The organism is Vibrio sp. V23_P3S9T160 (genome assembly GCF_963886625.1).
Classification (GTDB): domain Bacteria; phylum Pseudomonadota; class Gammaproteobacteria; order Enterobacterales; family Vibrionaceae; genus Vibrio; species Vibrio anguillarum.
Genome location: NZ_CAWPDB010000136.1, coordinates 1 through 20,352 on the forward strand (window position 1 = coordinate 1; position 20,352 = coordinate 20,352).

Consider the following 20,352-nt stretch of genomic DNA (forward strand, 5'->3'; position numbering starts at 1 on the left):
AGTAAGTCAGACAAAGTCTCAACGTTGCTAGGTTTCCAATCATTAATTATGTTTAGAGCTTGAGAAACATCCATAAAAAAATCCAAGTGCATTAAATACACTTGGATTTTGACAGCTCTGAAGGATCGTTCAACCGATCACTTTGGCCTTAACTGATCGGCATTACCGCATTTGACGGCGGCTTTTAGTTTAGGGATTTTCTTTAGCAAAAATCAATTGCCACATCACCCTTTGTAAATTTTTGGGTTAAAAACATCGCGTAGCCAGTCACCCAACAGATTGATCACCAACACTAATGTGACGAGTACAAAACCAGGGAAAGCCGTAATCCACCAAGCGCCAGAGAAGATGTAGTTAAAGCCCATGCTAATCAAAGCACCCAATGATGGCTGATCGACTGGCAAACCTAAACCTAGGAAAGAGAGTGCCGCTTCAGACATGATCGCATTGGCAATTTGCACAGTTGAGATAACCAAAATAGGCGATAAACAGTTAGGTAAAATATGGCGAAACATGATGCGTGGCGATTTAAAACCCATCACACGAGCCGCTTCCACATACTCTTTTTTCTTCTCGGCGAGCACTGACGCACGAATTGTCCGCGCGTATTGTGGCCACTCAGCCACGCCGATAATCACCACCAACATCACAACCGCATACTGACTATAAAATTCACTCCCAAAACTGGCTTTGAAAATTGCCGAAACAATGATCGCCACCATCATGGTTGAAAACGATAGCTGTACATCAGCAAAACGCATCAAAAAGCTATCAATACGTCCACCAAAGTAGCCAGCAGAAAGGCCAATCACGATACCAAGTAGCAACTGTAAACCGACCGCCAAAAAGCCAATCGTCAGTGATAGACGCGAACCATACAGTATGGTCGACAGGATATCACGCCCTTGCTCATCCGTGCCGAGAACAAAGCGCTCATCGGCTCCGTCCATCCAAGAGGGAGGTAATTCTGCATCCATCAGATCAATCGATGATAGGTCGTACGGGTTACTGGGGGCAATGAGTGGCGCAGCGACAGACAAAGTTAAGAATACCAAAAAGATGACGAAGCTGGTCATCGCCACTTTATCACGCAAGAAATAGTACAAAAAATCAGACTGTTTAAAACGCTCCCAACGAGATGGAGCAGCAGCAAATTGGCTCATGATTAAGCTCCTTTTCCAGTAAGGTTCACAGTCGGGTTAATCAGACCGTATAACAGATCGACAATGGTGTTGGTGACAACGAAAATCAGGCCCACGAATATGACGTAAGCGGTGATCAGCGGAGTATCAACTCGGTTGATCGCTTCAAGGAAAAGAAAGCCCGTACCCGGCCACTGAAAAACAGTCTCGGTTAAGATGGTGTAGGCCACCATAGTCCCAATTTGTACACCGCCGACGGTTAGCACCGGTAACATGGTATTTTTAAGTGCATGTTGGTAGTAAATTTTGTTCAATGCCAAGCCTTTAGCTTTAGCAAATTTGATGTATTCCGAGCTCAGCACTTCCAACATTTCAGAACGCACTAAACGAATAAACAGCGGCAGCATGATCGACGCCAGTGAAACACAAGGCAGCACCAAGTGTGCTAATCCATCAGCCGTGAAAAATCCAGATTCCCAACCCAACCAATTGGCAGTTTCCCCTCGTCCATACGATGGTAACCAACCTAACGTGATCGAGAAAACGTACATCAACATAATTGCAGTTAAGAACACTGGGATAGAAATACCAATACTGCTGCCCGCCATCACCACTTTGGTAAAGAAGCTTTTGGGATGAATGGCTGTGTAAACCCCTAATGGAATGGAACAGACAATGATGATTACGGTCGCACCGAGCACAAGCTCTAACGTTGCGATTAATTTATCGAGAATAACGTCTACCGCAGGACGTTTGAAAAAGTAGGACGTGCCTAAATCACCCTGCACCGCGGCCGTAATAAAACGAGTATATTTGGCAATGAAAGGATCATTCAGTCCAAGTTCATCGCGCAGCGCTTGGCGCTCGCTTTCTGAAACAGACTGCCCAACAAGCTCACGCAATGGGTCGCCTAAGTTATCCTGAATGGCAAACGCCACCAGACTGATCACAAACATCACTATCAGTGCCTGAAACAGGCGCTTGACCAGAAACGAAAACATTCCTTGCCCCTTAAACTATCCATGATGGTTCTTTTTAAAATTGAATTAACTTTAATAGGAACGAAAAAATTCAGCCTAAAAAACGACACTCGACCCGACTGAAATAAAGCAAAGTGCAGAGATCTTAATAAGGCATCCAAGCGGATGCCTTGAGTGACTTAAGCGCCGCCCACATTACAGAGCGGCCAACTTAAGTAATTACTCGCTAACGACTAGGTCGCCGAAATAAGGGAATTCCATCGCGTTAACAATCGGTTTGATATCTAAAGTAGATTTCGCACCCCACGCTAGGTTTTGCCAGTGCAGTGGAACAAATGCTGCGTCGTTGTACAAAGTCACTTCGACTTTTTGCAGCATCTGTGCACGTTTCGCAGGATCGGTTTCTACGTTTGCCGCTTCAACCAACTTATCCACTTCTGGATTTGAGTAGTGACCACAGTTGTACTGGCCTTTACCACTCTCTTCGTTACGTGTCATGGTTAAGAACTCGGTGAAGTTTGCTGAGTCTTCAGTATCTGAGTGCCAGCCAATCATTAGCAGATCCGCGGCGCACTTATCAAACTCAGGCCAATATTGCGCTTTTGGCATGGTTTTAAGATCAACCTTAATACCAATTTTCGACAACATCGCAGCTGCAGCTTGTGCAACTTTCGCATCGTTCACATAACGGTTGTTTGGCGCGATCATGGTGAGCGTCAGCCCTTTATCATAACCAGCCTCTTTCATCAGCTCTTTCGCTTTTTTCAAATCAAAACGAGGCACAAGGTTCGCGTCATAACCAGAATAACCCGCTGGGCCTTGTTGGCCAGCTGCTGTCGCAAAACCTTTCATGATTTTGTCAACGATACCTTGGTTGTTGATGGCGTGAACAATGGCTTGACGCACGCGAACATCTTTCAGTGCTTCATTGCTGTTTTGGTTCATTTGGAAAGTGATGATACGCGTACCCGGCAAGGTCACAAGATCAATACCTTTGGCTTCTTCCACACGTTTATGATCGTTTGGCGCAACAGGAGCAATCATATCCACATCACCCGAAAGGAGCGCTGCAACACGAGTGGCATCTTCTTTAATCGGTACTAAGGTCAGTTTGTCTACGTTGCCTTTTGATGCGCTATCCCAATAATCTTTAAAGCGTTCAAATTCCACTTTTACGCCTTGTTCGCGGAAAGTCACTCTAAATGGGCCAGTACCAGAAACGTTGGTCGAAGCAAACGAGTTACCGTGCTTCACAATTTCAGATTTCTCTTTACCATCAGCCGCTTTGCCCGAATAGAACTTGCTGTCCATAGGGAAGATGTAGGTTGCGGTTTGCAGAACCAGCGGATAAGCGCCTTTGGATACGATCTCGACGGTGTAATCATCCACTTTGACCATCTTTTCATACGGTTCAAAAATAGCTTTGAAATCAGGAGAATCTTGTAAACGATCGAACGTCCAGACCACATCGTCTGCCGTCATTTCGTTACCTGAATGGAATTTCACCCCTTTACGCAGCGTAAAACGGAGCGTTGTATCATTGACACGTTCCCATTTCTCAGCAAGGCGAGGTTCAAAATCAAATGTCTGGGTGTAACGAACAAGAGGATCAAACACCATGTGAGACATTTGTAGCGTACCACCAGATAGCTGCTCATGCGGGTCAAGTGACACAGGGTCAGAATCATAAGCGACGGTAATATTGGCCGCGCTAGCTGCAAAGCTTAAGCCTGCCGCCATCAAAGCTACTGTTAGTTTGCTTTTCATGGTTTTCATTGCATAACTCCTTATGCGGGAATCCAAATCCCTAGTTGTTGTAATTGCTTCTGTTTATTCATTCCAAGCACGCTTGGTCATGATATTTCTATCTGTAACTTTTTTGGCTTACGCCGTTACTGCATCTTCTCTTAAGCCCGTAAACTCAGGCATTAAAGAAATCAAATGTTGGCTGTATTGGTGTTGAGGTGACTTAAACAACTGCTCTGTAGGGGCAACTTCCAATAAGGTCCCCATTTGCATGACGCCGACACGATCGCACATTTGGCGGATCACCGGTAAATCATGGCTGATGAACAGCATGGTCAAATTGAGCTCATCTTGCAGATCTTTCAATAGGTTTAAGATCTGCGCTTGCACAGACACGTCGAGCGCGGACGTGGGTTCATCACAAATCAATAAGCGAGGACGCGTAGCGAGTGCGCGAGCAATCGAAATACGTTGACGTTGACCGCCGGAAAACTCGTGCGGATATTTCACTCCCGCCATTTTACCTAGGCCTACGTGCTCTAAAAGGTCATGCACTATTTGCCGTGTTTCCGCTTCGCTACGGGTTAATTTATGAAAACGAATTGGCTCGGCAATGATATCGAAAATCTTCATTCTCGGATTCATTGAGGTATAAGGGTTTTGAAACACCATCTGCATCTGGCGGCGCATCGGACGGCGCTCGTTTTCTGATTTCAGCGCGGTAAGATCAATCCCTTCAAAACAAACTTTGCCTGAGTTTGGTGCGTACAAACCAGCAATCACGCGTGCAATGGTCGATTTACCGGAACCTGATTCCCCAACCAAACCAAAAGTTTCCCCTTCAAACACCTCAAAACTGACGTCATTTGAAGCTTGGACATATTCACGGCGGCTTTCAAACAGCGAGTCTTTGGTCGTAAAGCGTAAATTTACGTTTTCCACAGTCAGCAGTGGGCCTGTGTATTGGCGATTATCTTGGCTCTGACCTAACCAATGGTTTTTAACATCCAGTGGTTTTAACTCACTTGCCTCTTCGATATAGCTCACCAGCGGAAAGCGATCGAGTTTTTTATCTGAGCGAGGAACGGCGGAAATCAAACTGCGCGTATAGGAGTGATCAGGAGCGCCCAACACTTTAGCTGTCGGTCCAAATTCAACCAAGTCACCGCGATACATCACCGCGACGCGATCCGTCACGTTCGAGACCACACCCATATCATGGGTGACCAGCATACAACCAACATTGTTTTTAATGCATAGCTCGCGGATGAGACTCAAGATTTGATCTTGAATAGAAACGTCTAATGCCGTGGTCGGTTCATCGGCAATAATAAGATCAGGTTCACCCGCCAGCGCAATGGCAATCACAACACGTTGACGCATACCACCAGAGAATTGGTGTGGGTACTGCTTCAAACGGTTTTCAGGCTGAGGAATACCTACTTGCTTCATCAAAGAAAGTGCACGCTGATACGCTTCTTCCTCAGTCACTTTCATATTGGCGTGGATGGTTTCTGTCAGTTGATGTTCAACAGTAAATAGCGGATTAAGTGATGTCATTGGGTCTTGAAAAATAAAACCAATTTTAGAGCCACGAACTTGGCGCATCTGCTCAGGCGATAGGCCTGAAATCTTCTCACCATCTAGGAACACATCGCCACTGGCAATCAGACCGGGTGGGCTCAATAAATCGATAACTGCGTTACCTACGGTCGATTTCCCGGCGCCTGATTCTCCGACAACTCCAACAATTTCACCCCGCTCGATATTAAACGAAAGTGATTTCACAGCAACGTGAACACCATGACGCGATGGGTATTCAATACGCAGGTTTTTTACTTCTAAAAGTGACATCCCAGACCTCTACGACTTGGGCAGTGTTGTGCCCTGTCTGTAACTAGCTTTGAACAACAAAGCGTTCAAAACCAGTAAAAATGAATCCATTCATACCAGTACAATATTCTGGTAATTAACAAGGCCATCAATTTGGCAAATATTTCACAGAAAAGCAACATCGATAGGATAAAAAGTCGATATCAAATCAAACCAAAGCAGTAACATCGTATTTTTATGCACCACATATGCATTAATCATTGGTATGACCAATATTCTAGCACGCAGTAATACACCCCAAAACATAGACGTTAAGCCTAAGAAAATGCCAATTTACCATGCATTCTAAAAAAGAATGCAGAATAAAATTTCAAATTATATTGCGGCATATCACGTAACACATTAGAAACAAAAACCAGAATAACCAACAAAATGCCAGACTAAAAACTAATGATAAAGCAGAAAAGCAGTGAATTCATCTGAACAGAAAATTTAGGGTTTAGCCTTTAAACATGATAATTCACTGACTTAATGAGATAGGAGTCAATAAGGAATCGAACATTGAATAGAGAGAATGGTCTTTCAACTGAGGCTTATTAAGATGGCTGGTGAAGAGCCCGGTTTTGAAGATCAGGCGAACCCCACTTTGGCTCTCATTACCTTGATTAAGGCTCCAAACATCAGATGTTAAAAAGCCCCAGTCTTTCGACTGAGGCTTATTAAGGTGGTCGGTGAAGAGCCCGGTTTTGAAGATCAGGCGAACCCCACTTTGGCTATCATTACCTTGATTAAGGCTCCAAACACCAGATGTTAAAAAGCCCCAGTCTTTCGACTGAGGCTTATTAAGATGGCCGGTGAAGAGCCCGATTTTGAAGATCAGGCGAACCCTACTTTGGCTATCATTACCTTGATTAAGGCTCCAAACATCAGATGTTAAAAAGCCCCAGTCTTTCGACTGAGGCTTATTAAGGTGGTCGGTGAAGAGGGATTCGAACCCCCGACCCTCTGGTCCCAAACCAGATGCGCTACCAAGCTGCGCTATTCACCGATATATCTCTTTCTTCTCGATTTTCACCAAGAACGGAAACCGAAGTTACCGAATAATGGGGTGGCTAACGAGACTTGAACTCGCGACAACCGGAATCACAATCCGGGGCTCTACCAACTGAGCTATAGCCACCATCAAACTTTGCAATAACCGCTTGCTTGCCGTTATTTTTCTTTTCATTTTTAACCAATGAGAAGAAAAGAAAAGTGGTCGGTGAAGAGGGATTCGAACCCCCGACCCTCTGGTCCCAAACCAGATGCGCTACCAAGCTGCGCTATTCACCGATACAAATTCATTTTTTGGAATAAGCGAGAGGAAACCCTCTGCTCCGCTATTCCTAACATCATGATGCACTATCAAACTAGTCTATTCATCGATGTAAATCTTTTTTCTCGACTTTCACCAAGAAAGGAAACCGAAGTTACCAAATAATGGGGTGGCTAACGAGACTTGAACTCGCGACAACCGGAATCACAATCCGGGGCTCTACCAACTGAGCTATAGCCACCACTGTTTTGCCAATTTGCTACTTATTTACATAAGCATCCGGATGGCGCGCCCGAAAGGATTCGAACCTTCGACCTTTGGCTCCGGAGGCCAACGCTCTATCCAGCTGAGCTACGGGCGCATGCCCTATCGGCGGAGTGGAATAATACGGAGTTCACACTAGGGCGTCTAGTACTTTTTCAACTTTTTTTATCGTTTGACGCCTTTTTCATCAGATAACCATTATTACCTCTATAATAAGGATGTGACTCACCCCTTGAAGATCGCAACTTGTTGTTTATTGCAACAACTTATCGGGATATAATCACCCAATATTTACATTGATTTAACAGCTTGAATGGCTTTTAAATCAGCCACACTCTAAATCTAAGTATAAATAGGTAAGCATGAACTTACCTTTGGAATATAAAGTGAGTTTAATGGATATGTCTCGACGAATCATAAGCGTGTTATTCGCTGCTTTAACCTTTTCTAGTGTTGCATTGGCAACCAGCCAAGCTGAATACGATGCCATTGCTGATCGCATTAAACCTGTAGGTGATGTTTACTTAGCGGGTAGTGAACCCGTTGCGGCAGAGCCGACAGGCCCTCGTGATGGCGCGCAAGTTTATGGTACATTCTGTATCGCTTGCCACTCTACAGGCATCAGTGGCGCACCTAAAATTGGCAATGCCGAAGAGTGGGCTCCACGTATCGCCCAAGGTAAAGATGTATTGAAAAATCATGCACTGCAAGGCTTTAATGCCATGCCAGCTAAAGGAACCTGTATGGATTGCTCTGACGACGAAATCGTTGCCGCCATTGAGCATATGATTGCAGGTCTTTAATACATTAATTCCTATAAAACAAAGGTTTGGCTTTAATTCCAAACCTTTGTTTTTATTATTTTTTAAGTACTATTTCTTAAACATGGCAGCGCGCAAATTAGCAATATGACTTTGTCCTTTCGCCATTCGCTCTTCTTGACTTACTGGCTTTTTGCTCTGTTCCCACTCAACATCGTCAAAGGGTAATTCATCCAAAAAGCGACTTTGTGTGGGTTTAAGCAGTTCCCCGTATTGACGACGTTCTTTACACATAGTGAAAGTCAGTTCTCGCTGCGCGCGAGTTATCCCGACATACATCAAACGACGTTCTTCTTCGACGTTGTCCTCATCGATACTGGTTTGATGAGGAAGAATACCCTCTTCAGTGCCAATCAAATAAACGTAAGGAAATTCAAGGCCTTTCGATGCATGCAGTGTCATCAACTGAACGGCATCACTCTCATCCTCTTCTTCACTTCGCTCCATCATGTCGCGTAGGGTTAAGCGCTGTACAACTTCTTTGAGCGATTTTTCTTGTTGGTCATAGTTGTCACCTTCAAGGTCGGCCACAATCCAAGAATAGAGATCAGAGACGTTTTTCATACGCATTTCGGCCGCTTTGGGGCTGGAAGAGGTTTCATACAGCCAATCTTCATAATGAATATCTCGGACTAACGATCGCACCGCTTCAACGGTATTGCCTCGTTCAGCTTGATCTGAGATAGCCACTAACCATTGCGTAAACTGACGCAAGTTGTCGAGCCCTCTTCCAGACAAATGATGCTCTAAGCCAAGTTCAAAACTGGCCGAAAACAAGCTTTTGCCACGCATATTGGCGTAACTACCCAATTTCTCCAACGTGACTGGGCCAATTTCTCGTTTTGGCGTGTTCACAATGCGTAAAAAAGCATTGTCATCGTCAGGGTTCACCAACACTTTGAGGTAAGCCATGATGTCTTTAATTTCGGCTCTGGCAAAAAATGACGTTCCACCGGATAACTTATAAGGCACGCGGTTTTGCAGCAGCGATTTTTCAATTAAGCGTGACTGATGATTACCGCGGTACAATATCGCGTAATCACGATATTCGGTGCGATTGAGAAATTTATGCGCAATCAGTTCACCAGTGACTCGCTCCGCTTCATGATCTTCATTTTTCGCCAGCAGAACTTTGAGTTTTTCACCCTCAGGGATCTCAGAAAAAAGCGTTTTCTCATACACGTGTGGGTTGTTGGCAATCAGAATATTGGCCGCTCTCAAAATACGGCTGGTTGAACGGTAGTTCTGCTCAAGCTTAATCAGTTTAAGATTTGGGTAATCTTGCCCCAGCAACACGAGGTTTTGCGGTTTCGCCCCTCGCCAAGAATAGATGGATTGATCATCATCACCCACCACGGTTAAACGGCCACGTTCTCCAACCAACAATTTCACTAACTCGTATTGACTAGTATTGGTATCTTGATATTCATCCACCAGCAAGTAGCGAATGCGGCTTTGCCAACGCTGACGAACTTCGGCGTTGTTTTGCAATAACAGCACCGGCATTAAAATAAGATCATCAAAATCGAGCGCGTTATACGCTTTCATTTGCTTTTGATAAAGATCGAAGCAGTAAGCGAACAGCTGTTGTTGTTCACCTTGAGCAAAACCTTTCGCTTGCTCTGGCGTCAACATGTCGTTCTTCCAGTTGGAGATGGTGCTGAGCAATTGGCGCAGCAGATCTTTATCGCCCTCGAGCTGTTTCTCTGTCAACTCTTTGAGCAGCGCAAGCTGGTCTTGGTCGTCAAACAGAGAGAACCCCGCTTTCAAGCCCAAAAATTTATATTCCCGACGGATAATATTGAGGCCTAAAGTATGAAATGTGGAAACGAGCAGCCCTTTTGACTCAGCTTTTCCAAGCGTTTGTGCTACCCGCGCCTTCATTTCTCGAGCGGCTTTGTTAGTAAATGTAACGGCAGCAATGTTGCGCGCTTTATAATCACACTGTTGAACCAAGTAAGCGATCTTGTTGGTAATTACGCGCGTTTTACCCGAGCCAGCCCCCGCCAATACTAGACATGGGCCCGATACATATTTGACGGCTTCGTCTTGTCTTGGATTCAGCTTCATGAGGTACTCGTATCACTTTTATTTGGGCCGTCTATGATAATGCCGCGCTTTACTGATTACTACGTCATTCACCATAAGATTTTTGTCATTTTACTACACTAGTGTATTGCATAAGGGGCTATAGTTTGGTCTATAATGAATGAACGTTCATTCACTGTGGGATGTCAGCATGTCTAACTGTATTCACGTGGATAAGTACCAGCAGATATTGGTGGCCGCTGAAAAGCTGATCGCTGAATCTGGATTTCAAGGCTTATCGATGCACAAATTAGCCAAAGAAGCCGGTGTCGCAACGGGAACAATTTACCGTTACTTTGATGACAAAGATCATCTTCTCGTGACAGTTCGCTTACACGTTTGTCAGCACATTGCTGACGCGGTGCAAGCCAATATTGATGATGAGATGCCTTTGAAAGAACGCTTTAAAATGATGTGGCTTAATATCTGGGAATTAGCACAATCAAGCAGTGCAACACTCAGCAACCGAGTTCAATATGAATCATTGCCAACAACAATCAGTTGCAATGTTAAGGAACTTGAGCGAAAAATGTTTGCCAAAGTGGATTTACTATTTGATCAAGGTAAAGAGCAGGGATTATTCAAGCCGTTGGATAACCAGATTTTGTCTGCTTTAAGCTTCGAAACAACGGTCGCCCTTGCCCGTAAAAAAGCGATGGAATGTTATCAACTGGATGACAGCGCACTCAGTGCCGTGATTGACGCCAGTTGGGATGCAATTACTCAACACTAACTTGGAGTTCTGACTAGAATGAAAAAGTGGACATTCTTTATGTTACTTATCGCCTTCCTACTGTTTGGTAGCGTGATAGGTTTTAATCTGTTTAAACAACAAAAAATTGCCGAATTCATGGCCAACCGTCCTGAACCTGAATTTCCAGTGACAGTGACTGATGTAACTCCTGTTGATTGGATCCCAGTGATTGAAGCGATTGGTTTTATTGAACCCAATCAAGGCGTGACACTGACATCTGAAACCAGCGGCGTGATCGATAAGATTTCATTTGAATCAGGAACACCAGTTGAGGAAGACCAACCTTTAGTTTTGCTTGATTCTGCGGTTGAGAAAGCGAATTTAAAAAGCTCACAAGCTCGCCTACCTGCTGCAAAAGCGAAATACGAACGCTATAAAGGTCTATTCGCTAAAGGGTCGATTTCAAAAGAAGCTTATGATGACGCCGAAGCAAACTACTACTCTTTGTCTGCAGATATTGAAAGTTTAAAAGCTTCCATTGATCGTCGTGAAATCAAAGCTCCCTTTGCTGGTGTGGTGGGTATCCGTAATGTGTATTTAGGCCAATACCTACAGCCAGGCACCGATATTGTTCGCTTGGAAGATACCAGTGTAATGCGTCTGCGCTTTACCGTTCCACAAACGGATATTTCACGTATTTCATTAGGCCAGCAAGTGGATATTTTTATCGATGCTTATCCTAATGCAGCGTTTACAGGCTCCATTACTGCGATTGAGCCTGCCGTTAGCGTTCAAAGTGGTTTAATCCAAGTGCAAGCCGATATTCCAAATAGTGACGGTAAACTACGCAGCGGTATGTTTGCTCGTGCCAACATCATCCTGCCGAAATTAGAAAACCAAGTCACGCTTCCTCAAACCGCCATTACCTTCACCCTGTATGGTGATAATGTTTACGTGTTGAAAGAAGAAGATGGCGTTAAACGAGTAGAGCAGCGCGTTGTAAAAGTAGGTGAACGCAAAGGTGCTGTGGCGCATATTTTAGAGGGTGTACAAGATGGAGACATCGTGGTCACTTCAGGTCAAGTGCGCTTAAGTAACCATTCGAAAGTTCGGGTAGTCGAAAGTAATGCGACTACACCACCTGCTGAAACACCGATGCTGTAATTGGAGGAATCATGCGTTTTACTGATGTTTTTATAAAACGTCCAGTGCTCGCGGTATCGATCAGCTTTTTGATAGCTCTGCTTGGTTTTCAAGCTATTTTCAAAATGCAGGTTCGTGAATACCCTGAAATGACGAATACCGTTGTTACAGTGAGTACAGGCTATTACGGTGCAAGTGCCGACTTAATCCAAGGTTTTATCACTCAACCTTTGGAACAAGCAGTCGCACAAGCCGACAACATTGATTATATGACTTCTTCTTCGGTATTGGGTAAATCAACGATTACCGTAACGATGAAGCTCAATACCGATCCCAACGCTGCACTTTCAGATGTGTTAGCAAAAACGAACTCGGTACGCTCACAGCTTCCTAAAGAGGCCGAAGATCCGACGGTAACTATGTCTACCGGCTCAACCACCGCGGTGCTGTATATTGGTTTCACTAGTGATGAACTTAGTTCAAGCCAAATTACTGACTATCTTGAGCGTGTATTTAACCCTCAAATATTCACCGTCAACGGCGTCTCTAAGATTGACTTGTATGGTGGCATGAAATACGCCCTTCGTATTTGGCTTGATCCAGCAAAAATGGCAGGACTACAGCTCACTGCGGGCGATGTGATGAACGTGCTGAATGCCAACAACTATCAATCAGCAACAGGACAAGCCACTGGCGAATTCGTGCTGTATAACGGTAGTGCCGATACGCAAGTGTCAAATGTCGATGAGCTGAAAAACCTGGTGGTTAAAACGGGCGACGGCAATGTTATTCGCCTAGGTGATATTGCAAACGTCACGCTAGAAAAAAGCCATGATGTTTACCGCGCAAGTGCAAACGGCCGAGAAGCGGTTGTAGCAGCCATCAACGCAGCACCTAGCGCAAACCCAATCAACATTGCTCAAGATGTGCTGGATCTGTTACCGCAGTTAAAGCGTAATCTACCAAGTAACATCGAAATGAACGTGATGTATGACTCCACGGTGGCGATCAATGAATCGATCCACGAGGTCATAAAAACCATCGCTGAAGCCGCCTTGATCGTACTTGTCGTCATTACTCTATTCCTAGGCTCTTTACGTGCCGTTATCATCCCGATTGTTACCATTCCACTATCCTTAGTTGGTGTTGCTATGGTAATGCAGGGAATGGGCTTCTCATGGAACTTGATGACACTGCTAGCGATGGTATTGGCTATCGGCCTTGTGGTGGATGATGCAATCGTTGTACTAGAAAACGTTGACCGCCACATTAAGCTGGGTGAATCACCATTTCGTGCCGCGATTATTGGTACTCGTGAAATCGCCGTTCCGGTAATTGCGATGACGCTGACACTGGGTGCCGTATATGCACCGATAGCGATGATGGGTGGCATAACAGGCTCACTCTTTAAAGAGTTTGCACTCACGCTGGCTGGTGCTGTATTTGTTTCAGGTATTGTTGCACTGACACTTTCACCCATGATGTGTTCTAAAATGCTTAAAGCGCACGAAGAGCCCAACAAGTTTGAACAAAAAGTGCATGGATTACTTGATTCAATGAGTAACCGCTACGTGAAATTACTCGAGAAAGTAATGCAGCGCCGTCCTGTCGTGATTGCCTTTGCGGTGATCGTGTTTGCCAGTCTGCCTATGCTGTTCAAATTCATTCCAAGTGAACTTGCCCCTTCTGAAGATAAAGGCGTGGTCATGTTAATTGGTACGGGTTCTTCGAATGCGAACTTGGACTATTTACAAAACACCATGAATGACGTGAATACGATTCTGTCTGAACAGCCAGAAGTCCAGTTTGCTCAAGTCTTTACCGGTGTTCCAAGCTCCAACCAAGCGTTTGGTATTGCCTCGATGGTGCCTTGGAGTGAACGCCAGGCAAGCCAAGCTGAGGTTGCCACTCGAGTCGGCACCTTAGTGCAAGATATTCCAGGCATGGCCGTGACGGCCTTCCAAATGCCTGAACTTCCCGGCGCAGGCTCTGGATTGCCAATTCAATTTGTCATCACTACACCCAATAGCTTTGAAAGTTTGTTTGCTATTGCCACTGAAGTGCTAACAGAAGTGAAAGCAAGCCCGATGTTTGTGTACTCCGATTTAGACCTCAATTACGATTCTGCGACGATGAAAATTAATATCGACAAAGATAAAGCTGGGGTTTATGGCATCACGATGAAGGATATTGGCACGACATTAGGGACTATGATGGCGGATGGCTATGTCAACCGCATCGATCTCAATGGCCGCTCTTATGAAGTGATCCCGCAGGTTGAACGTAAATATCGCCTCAACCCTGAATCGATGAATCACTACTTTGTGCGTGCCGTTGACGGAAAAATGATCCCATTAGGGAGCCTAATTACCATTGATGTGATTGCAGAGCCGCGCTCACTGCCGCACTTTAACCAGCTAAACTCGGCAACCGTCGGAAGTGTACCGGGCCCAGGAGTTGCGATGGGTGATGCGATTACGTGGTTTGAGGATGTTGCCGCGACTAAACTGCCCGCAGGCTACAACCACGATTATATGGGTGAAGCACGTCAATACGTGACTGAGGGAAGCGCACTCTACGCAACCTTTGGTTTGGCACTCGCCATCATCTTCTTGGTACTGGCGATTCAATTTGAGTCGTTAAAAGATCCATTGGTTATCATGGTATCTGTTCCTCTCGCCATTTGCGGAGCATTAATTGCACTGGCTTGGGGCGCAGCAACCATGAACATCTACTCGCAAGTAGGGTTGATTACACTGGTTGGTCTTATCACCAAGCACGGTATTCTTATTTGTGAAGTGGCGAAAGAAGAGCAGCTACACCATAACAAGTCTCGCATCGAAGCGGTGATGGAGGCAGCCAAAGTGCGTCTTCGCCCAATTCTAATGACGACAGCAGCGATGATTGCAGGTTTGATCCCGTTGATGTACGCAACGGGTGCAGGTGCAGCTCAGCGCTTTAGTATTGGTATTGTGATTGTGGCAGGTCTTGCGATTGGTACACTATTTACGCTATTCGTACTGCCTGTGATTTACAGCTATCTAGCCGAAAAACATAAGCCACTGCCTGTGTTTGTTGAGGATAAAGACCTCGAAAAGCTAGCCAGAGTTGACGAGGCCAAAGCAGCACAACGCCGACTCGCTGAAAATAAATAACACAATATAATTAAGACTGCTTCAAAAAAGGCCACCTCAGTGGCCTTTTTCTTACCTTGAATAACGACATTCTCAGCTCAATTGCTTAGAATGGAGACAAACTGACAGGAGTGTAAGCCGCTATGTTTGACCCTAAAAAACTTGAGCAAATTGCCAAACAAATTCACGATTCAATGCCTCAACCCGTAAAAGATTTGGGTGCCGACGTTGATCAAAAAATCCGCCAAGTGATCCAAGGCCAATTAAATAAATTGGACGTGGTAAGCCGTGAAGAATTTGATGTACAGACTCAAGTATTGATGCGTACTCGCCAAAAGCTCACTGAAATGGAGCAAAAATTGGCCGAGCTAGAAGCGAAAATCACCGCCAAATAATATTGCCCGGTTGAGATATAAATTTCCCAATAAAAAAGGCTTGGTCAACGGCGACCAAGCCTTTTGTTTTATATTGTGTTTGCTTTTGTATTTATTCTCTCCAGTCAGTCTGGAGCTTTACATCATCATTCTCGTCATTGAAAAGGGGCGAACTCTCGGCTCCTTCTTAACCACCGGAAGGTGAATTAGCCTTTAGCCACCGACAGCAATGCGTTTCATATCTGTCATGTAACCGCGCAACTCTTCACCGATGTACTCAACCGGATGGTTGCGAAGAATTTCGTTCACTTCAATCAAGGTCGCGTTATCAACGAAATTCGAGCTTTCACCAAGGCCTTTACCAATCACATCAGTAGATACTTTTGGCATGAACTTTTCGCGCAGTAACGGTGTTGCGACATTGGCAAACAGGTAATTACCATACTCTGCCGTATCAGAAATAACCACGTTCATTTCATACAAACGCTTACGTGCTACTGTGTTGGCAATCAGTGGCAGCTCATGCAGGGATTCATAGTAAGCTGACTCTTCAACAATACCGGAAGCCGTCATAGCTTCAAATGCCAGCTCAACCCCAGCACGAACCATGGCAATCATCAAAATACCTTTGTCGAAGTACTCTTGCTCAGTGATCTGTACATCAGACTGTGGGTAGTTTTCAAACGCAGTTTCACCGGTTTCAGCACGCCAGCCCAGCAAATCAGCATCATCGTTGGCCCAGTCAGCCATCATAGTGCTAGAGAAATGACCAGAAATAATGTCATCCATATGTTTGTTGTACAGTGGGCGCATCAAGTCTTTAAGCTCTTCAGATAGCTCAAACGCTTTGATTTTTGCTGGGTTTGATAGGCGATCCATCATGTGAGTGATGCCACCAAATTTCAGCGCTTCGGTTACCGTTTCCCAACCGTATTGCAGCAGTTTACCTGCGTAACCTGGGTCAATACCTTCTGCTACCATCTTCTCATAGCACACAATCGAACCCGCTTGTAGCATGCCACACAAGATGGTTTGCTCGCCCATAAGGTCCGATTTTACTTCGGCAACGAAAGAGGATTCCAAACAGCCAGCACGATGACCGCCCGTTCCGGCCGCCCAAGCTTTTGCGATATCCCAACCTTCACCTTGAGGGTCATTTTCTGGGTGAACAGCAAGCAAAGTCGGCACGCCGAAACCACGCTTATACTCTTCACGCACTTCGGTTCCCGGGCACTTAGGCGCCACCATCACAACCGTGATGTCTTTACGGATCTGCATCCCTTCTTCAACCACGTTGAAGCCGTGAGAATACCCCAATGCTGCACCTTTTTTCATCAGCGGCATGATGGTTTCGACAACATTGCTGTGCTGTTTATCTGGCGTTAGGTTAATGACCAAGTCTGCTTGAGGAATGAGCGTTTCATAGCTACCCACTTCAAAACCGTTCTCTTTAGCATTTTTATAGGACTGACGCTGTTCGTCGATCGCCGCTTGACGCAATGCATAAGAGACATCAAGGCCAGAGTCTCGTAAATTCAGACCTTGGTTTAAACCTTGTGCACCACAACCGACAATCACTACTTTTTTACCTTTGAGGTACTCGGCTTCGCTTTCAAACTCAGAGCGATCCATAAAGCGGCAACGACCAAGTTGGTCAAGTTGTTGGCGTAGATTTAGGGTATTGAAATAGTTAGCCATGTTAGCGCTCTCCTTTAAAGATTCTTTCCATCAGGTCGGTTTCTAGAACCGAATAAACTGATACTAAAGCAGACATCAAGTTGCTTAAAGTGATATATTCACAATTAGTTATTGCAATTTATGCAACGTGATGTGATTAACTTATGAACATTAAAAACCTGCAGATGTTTATCCATCTGTGTGAGAGTAAAAACTTCAGTAAGACTGCCGCCGCGATGCACATCAGCCCATCCGCGCTCAGCCGGCAGATCCAGAAGCTGGAAGAAGAAACTAGCCAAAGCTTATTTGTGCGTGATAATCGTAGCGTTGAGCTAACGCCAGCAGGCAGTAAACTGGTTCCTGTTGCACTCAAAATCATTACAGAGTGGCAGCAATATAACGTACAAATGAAAAACCAAAACAGCGTATTACAAGGGGAAATTCGCTTGTTTTGCTCAGTCACCGCCAGCTACAGCCACCTGCCTCAGTTACTGTCCGATTTTCGAGTTCGCCATCCGTATATTGAGTTCAAACTCTTGACTGGCGATCCTGCTCAAGCGATTGATAAGATTTTGAATGATGAAGCGGATATTGCCATTTCAGCCATGCCCGAACAGCTACCAGCTCGCGTTGAATTTGAAACGATTGGTGAAATACCCTTATCGGTGATCGCGCCGCTCGGGATCAGTAGCTTTATCGAACAATTGCAAAATGACACTCCCGATTGGTCAGTTGTCCCTTTTATTGTTCCTGAAGCGGGAACGGCAAGAGATAGAGCCAATGCCTGGTTTAAAAAAATGAAGATCAAACCCAATATTTACGCGCAGAGCTCAGGGCATGAAGCGATTGTCAGCATGGTCGCGCTCGGTTGTGGTATCGGCATTGCGCCGGATGTAGTGATCAACAATAGCCCGGTGAGAGATAAGATCCAGCGCCTTAAATTAGCCCCCGTAAAACCATTTCAGCTCGGTGTGTGCTGCAAACGCTCACAGCTTGATAACCCATTAATCAAAGCATTGTGGGATGTTGCAGCGAATAAATACCTGACGCCATAACTCATCCCTCTTTTCAAAGAAAAAGCCACTGGCGAGCAGTGGCTTTTTGATTCATGGTAAGGGCGTTAAATTACCCGCGAAAATTGTTGCTGACGAGCACGAACACGCAAGTATTTATCAAAGCACATGCAGATGTTGCGGATCAACAACCGCCCGCGCAAAGTAATGCGGATCTCTTTTTCATCGACTTCCACTAACTCATCATCAATAAAAGTTTGTAGTAACTCAAGATCTTGCTTGAAGTAGTGATTAAACGTCACGTTAAACTGTGCTTCAATTTGGCTTTTATCCAATTTGAAATTGCAGATAAGCTGCTTGATCACTTCGCGACGAAGTAAGTCATCACTATCCAGTGCCACCCCTTTCCAGAGTGCATGACGTAACTCATTGACTTGCTCATAGTATTTTTTCAGCTCTTTTTGGTTCTGCGCATACGCATCCCCAATCATTGAAATGGCTGAGACACCAAAGCCAACTAAGTCGCAGTTACCTTGCGTGGTATAACCTTGAAAGTTGCGATGTAAAACACCTTCACGCTGCGCAACGGCCAACTCATCATTGGGTAGAGCAAAATGGTCCATGCCAATGAACTGATAACCAGCACCCGTTAAGGTCGCGATCGTGTCTTGTAATATGGCCAGTTTTTCTTCCGCCGTAGGTAGATCTTCATCTTTAATCTTACGCTGCGCAGCAAACAGCTGCGGCATGTGCGCGTAGTTAAATACCGACAATCGACCCGGCTTCATCTCCAACACTTGCGCTAATGTTTTAGCAAAAGAGCCTTTAGTCTGCTTAGGCAAGCCGTATATGAGATCAAGGTTGGTTGAGCGAAAACCCAGTTGTTTAGCTCGTTCCGCCATAGCAAAAATAAAGGTTTCATCTTGCTCGCGGTTCACCAGCTTTTGCACTTCTTTGTTGAAATCTTGTACGCCGATGCTCAGGCGGTTAAATCCTTCGCTGCGCAGGTGATCAAGCATCTCTAACTCAATTTCACGCGGATCAACTTCAATACTGATTTCTGCGTCATTTTCAAAGCGGAACTCACCACGCAAAATGGCCATTAAACGGCTAATTTGCAATTGAGTTAAAAAGGTTGGTGTGCCGCCACCGAAATGCAGTTGTGTGACTCTACGGCCATGCAGCAAAGAGGCTCGTTGGCGAATCTCATGTTCGAGCACATCCAAATAGTCGTCGGCTTTATGCGAATGACGGGTAATCACCTTATTACAACCACAGTAGTAACAAAGTTTGTGACAAAACGGGATATGAATATAAAGCGAAAGTGGCCTGTCAGGGTATTGGGCACACGCCATATCATAATCGGCAATAGTAAATGCTTCATGGAATTCAAGTGCTGTAGGATAAGAGGTATAACGCGGGCCTGAATAGTTATACTTATCTAAAACAGCTTGATCCCATACGATCTGTTGGCTGGGTACGACTTGCGAAGACATGCTGTGCTTTCCGTTCGAAACTTTGACGGGCTATTTTGCCACATGACAATGATGGACGTCGGGTGACAAAACGAAATTTGTGTATAAATGTTCTAAACTGCTAACGCGATCACTCACTCGAAAGAGGCAGTCGAGCCATTACATCATTTGAATCGGAATTTGACTATTCAAAGGGGCAATGCGTTTTTGCAGAACTTTTAACTCTTCAACAATCGCATCCATTAAACGGGCCTCCGCCTTTTGGCGCACTAAGTTATGCTTCATTCGCTCTTGTTTAGCGAGTTGGCTGCGCTCTTCGCCACGCGGCATATCCTTCACTATATAATACAGTTCGGAAATAGCGGGATACGAACTATCAAAGTCGATTCTCTGTTCGCCTTGAACATAATCCATAATGCAGTAGACACGGATGCTGATCTCGGAGAGATCACATTGGCCTTGAATCCCAGCCATGCAAAGCGTATTTACGCTATCAAAAATATTTGCATTGCGTTTTTCAATGGCCAATGTTTGATGTTGAAGCTGCAAATCCTTTTGCTTTTTCAGTTGCAGCAGAAGGTAACCAGCGTAAGACGCTAAGCCGAGAATAATGATTCCACCAGCAATGGCTAACAAGGTTACATTCATGGCAC

At 45.0% G+C, this 20,352-nt stretch carries 14 protein-coding genes and 5 tRNA genes; 6 read left to right on the plus strand and 13 right to left on the minus strand.

The features are described from left to right. Positions 1-224 precede the first annotated feature (224 nt). The 9 genes from AACU59_RS11580 to AACU59_RS11620 all read right to left on the minus strand — a co-directional run bounded on the left by AACU59_RS11580 (position 225) and on the right by AACU59_RS11620 (position 7,377). On the minus strand, positions 225-1,163 hold the full coding sequence (locus AACU59_RS11580) for an ABC transporter permease (protein WP_010319654.1): 939 nt from the start codon (positions 1,161-1,163) through the stop codon (positions 225-227). A gap of 2 nt (positions 1,164-1,165) precedes the next feature. Beyond that, on the minus strand, positions 1,166-2,143 hold the full coding sequence (locus AACU59_RS11585) for an ABC transporter permease (RefSeq protein WP_013855660.1): 978 nt from the start codon (positions 2,141-2,143) through the stop codon (positions 1,166-1,168). Between the two features lie 198 nt (positions 2,144-2,341). Next, positions 2,342-3,898: an ABC transporter substrate-binding protein gene (locus AACU59_RS11590; protein ID WP_094144808.1), complete on the minus strand. Its 1,557-nt coding sequence runs from the start codon at positions 3,896-3,898 to the stop codon at positions 2,342-2,344. 108 nt (positions 3,899-4,006) lie between these two features. Next, positions 4,007-5,722, minus strand: coding sequence for a dipeptide ABC transporter ATP-binding protein (locus tag AACU59_RS11595; RefSeq protein WP_047688450.1), 1,716 nt, complete (start codon positions 5,720-5,722; stop codon positions 4,007-4,009). A 950-nt stretch (positions 5,723-6,672) separates the two neighbouring features. Next, positions 6,673-6,749 (minus strand) — tRNA-Pro (locus AACU59_RS11600). 56 nt (positions 6,750-6,805) lie between these two features. Continuing rightward, a tRNA-His gene (locus AACU59_RS11605) sits at positions 6,806-6,881 on the minus strand. 75 nt (positions 6,882-6,956) lie between these two features. Then, a tRNA-Pro gene (locus AACU59_RS11610) sits at positions 6,957-7,033 on the minus strand. A gap of 148 nt (positions 7,034-7,181) precedes the next feature. Further along, positions 7,182-7,257: transfer RNA gene (locus AACU59_RS11615), tRNA-His, on the minus strand. A 43-nt stretch (positions 7,258-7,300) separates the two neighbouring features. Continuing rightward, positions 7,301-7,377: transfer RNA gene (locus AACU59_RS11620), tRNA-Arg, on the minus strand. Positions 7,378-7,675: 298 nt separating this feature from the next. Between AACU59_RS11620 and AACU59_RS11625 the strand changes: the two genes are divergently transcribed. After that, positions 7,676-8,083, plus strand: a complete 408-nt coding sequence (locus AACU59_RS11625; protein WP_088718017.1) for a c-type cytochrome — start codon at positions 7,676-7,678, stop codon at positions 8,081-8,083. 69 nt (positions 8,084-8,152) lie between these two features. Here AACU59_RS11625 and rep read toward each other — a convergent pair whose 3' ends face one another. Continuing rightward, positions 8,153-10,171 carry a DNA helicase Rep gene (rep, locus tag AACU59_RS11630; protein WP_094144807.1) on the minus strand — a complete coding sequence of 673 codons (2,019 nt, stop codon included), beginning with the start codon at positions 10,169-10,171 and terminating at the stop codon, positions 8,153-8,155. A 139-nt stretch (positions 10,172-10,310) separates the two neighbouring features. On the opposite strand from rep, the gene AACU59_RS11635 reads away from it, so the two are divergent. The 4 genes from AACU59_RS11635 to ubiK all read left to right on the plus strand — a co-directional run bounded on the left by AACU59_RS11635 (position 10,311) and on the right by ubiK (position 15,555). Further along, a complete protein-coding gene (locus AACU59_RS11635) occupies positions 10,311-10,922 on the plus strand; it encodes a TetR/AcrR family transcriptional regulator (protein ID WP_013855653.1) in 612 nt (203 codons plus the stop codon). 18 nt (positions 10,923-10,940) lie between these two features. After that, on the plus strand, positions 10,941-12,047 hold the full coding sequence (locus AACU59_RS11640) for an efflux RND transporter periplasmic adaptor subunit (RefSeq protein ID WP_094144806.1): 1,107 nt from the start codon (positions 10,941-10,943) through the stop codon (positions 12,045-12,047). A gap of 11 nt (positions 12,048-12,058) precedes the next feature. Next, the gene (locus tag AACU59_RS11645; protein WP_161437682.1) at positions 12,059-15,181 is read left to right on the plus strand and encodes a multidrug efflux RND transporter permease subunit; all 3,123 of its coding nucleotides are present in this window, start codon (positions 12,059-12,061) and stop codon (positions 15,179-15,181) included. Positions 15,182-15,303: 122 nt separating this feature from the next. After that, on the plus strand, positions 15,304-15,555 hold the full coding sequence (ubiK, locus tag AACU59_RS11650; protein ID WP_010319855.1) for a ubiquinone biosynthesis accessory factor UbiK: 252 nt from the start codon (positions 15,304-15,306) through the stop codon (positions 15,553-15,555). 192 nt (positions 15,556-15,747) lie between these two features. Here the strand turns inward: ubiK and ilvC are convergent, their stop codons facing one another. Further along, entirely contained in the window at positions 15,748-17,232 is a 1,485-nt protein-coding gene (gene ilvC / locus AACU59_RS11655; RefSeq protein WP_013855650.1) for a ketol-acid reductoisomerase, read from the minus strand. A gap of 143 nt (positions 17,233-17,375) precedes the next feature. Between ilvC and ilvY the strand changes: the two genes are divergently transcribed. Beyond that, on the plus strand, positions 17,376-18,266 hold the full coding sequence (gene ilvY, locus AACU59_RS11660; RefSeq protein WP_013855649.1) for an HTH-type transcriptional activator IlvY: 891 nt from the start codon (positions 17,376-17,378) through the stop codon (positions 18,264-18,266). A gap of 65 nt (positions 18,267-18,331) precedes the next feature. On the opposite strand, the gene hemN is transcribed toward ilvY, so the two are convergent. Then, entirely contained in the window at positions 18,332-19,720 is a 1,389-nt protein-coding gene (gene hemN / locus AACU59_RS11665; RefSeq protein ID WP_094145537.1) for an oxygen-independent coproporphyrinogen III oxidase, read from the minus strand. 138 nt (positions 19,721-19,858) lie between these two features. After that, positions 19,859-20,347, minus strand: coding sequence for a DUF2489 domain-containing protein (locus AACU59_RS11670; RefSeq protein WP_013855647.1), 489 nt, complete (start codon positions 20,345-20,347; stop codon positions 19,859-19,861). Positions 20,348-20,352: the final 5 nt, after the last annotated feature.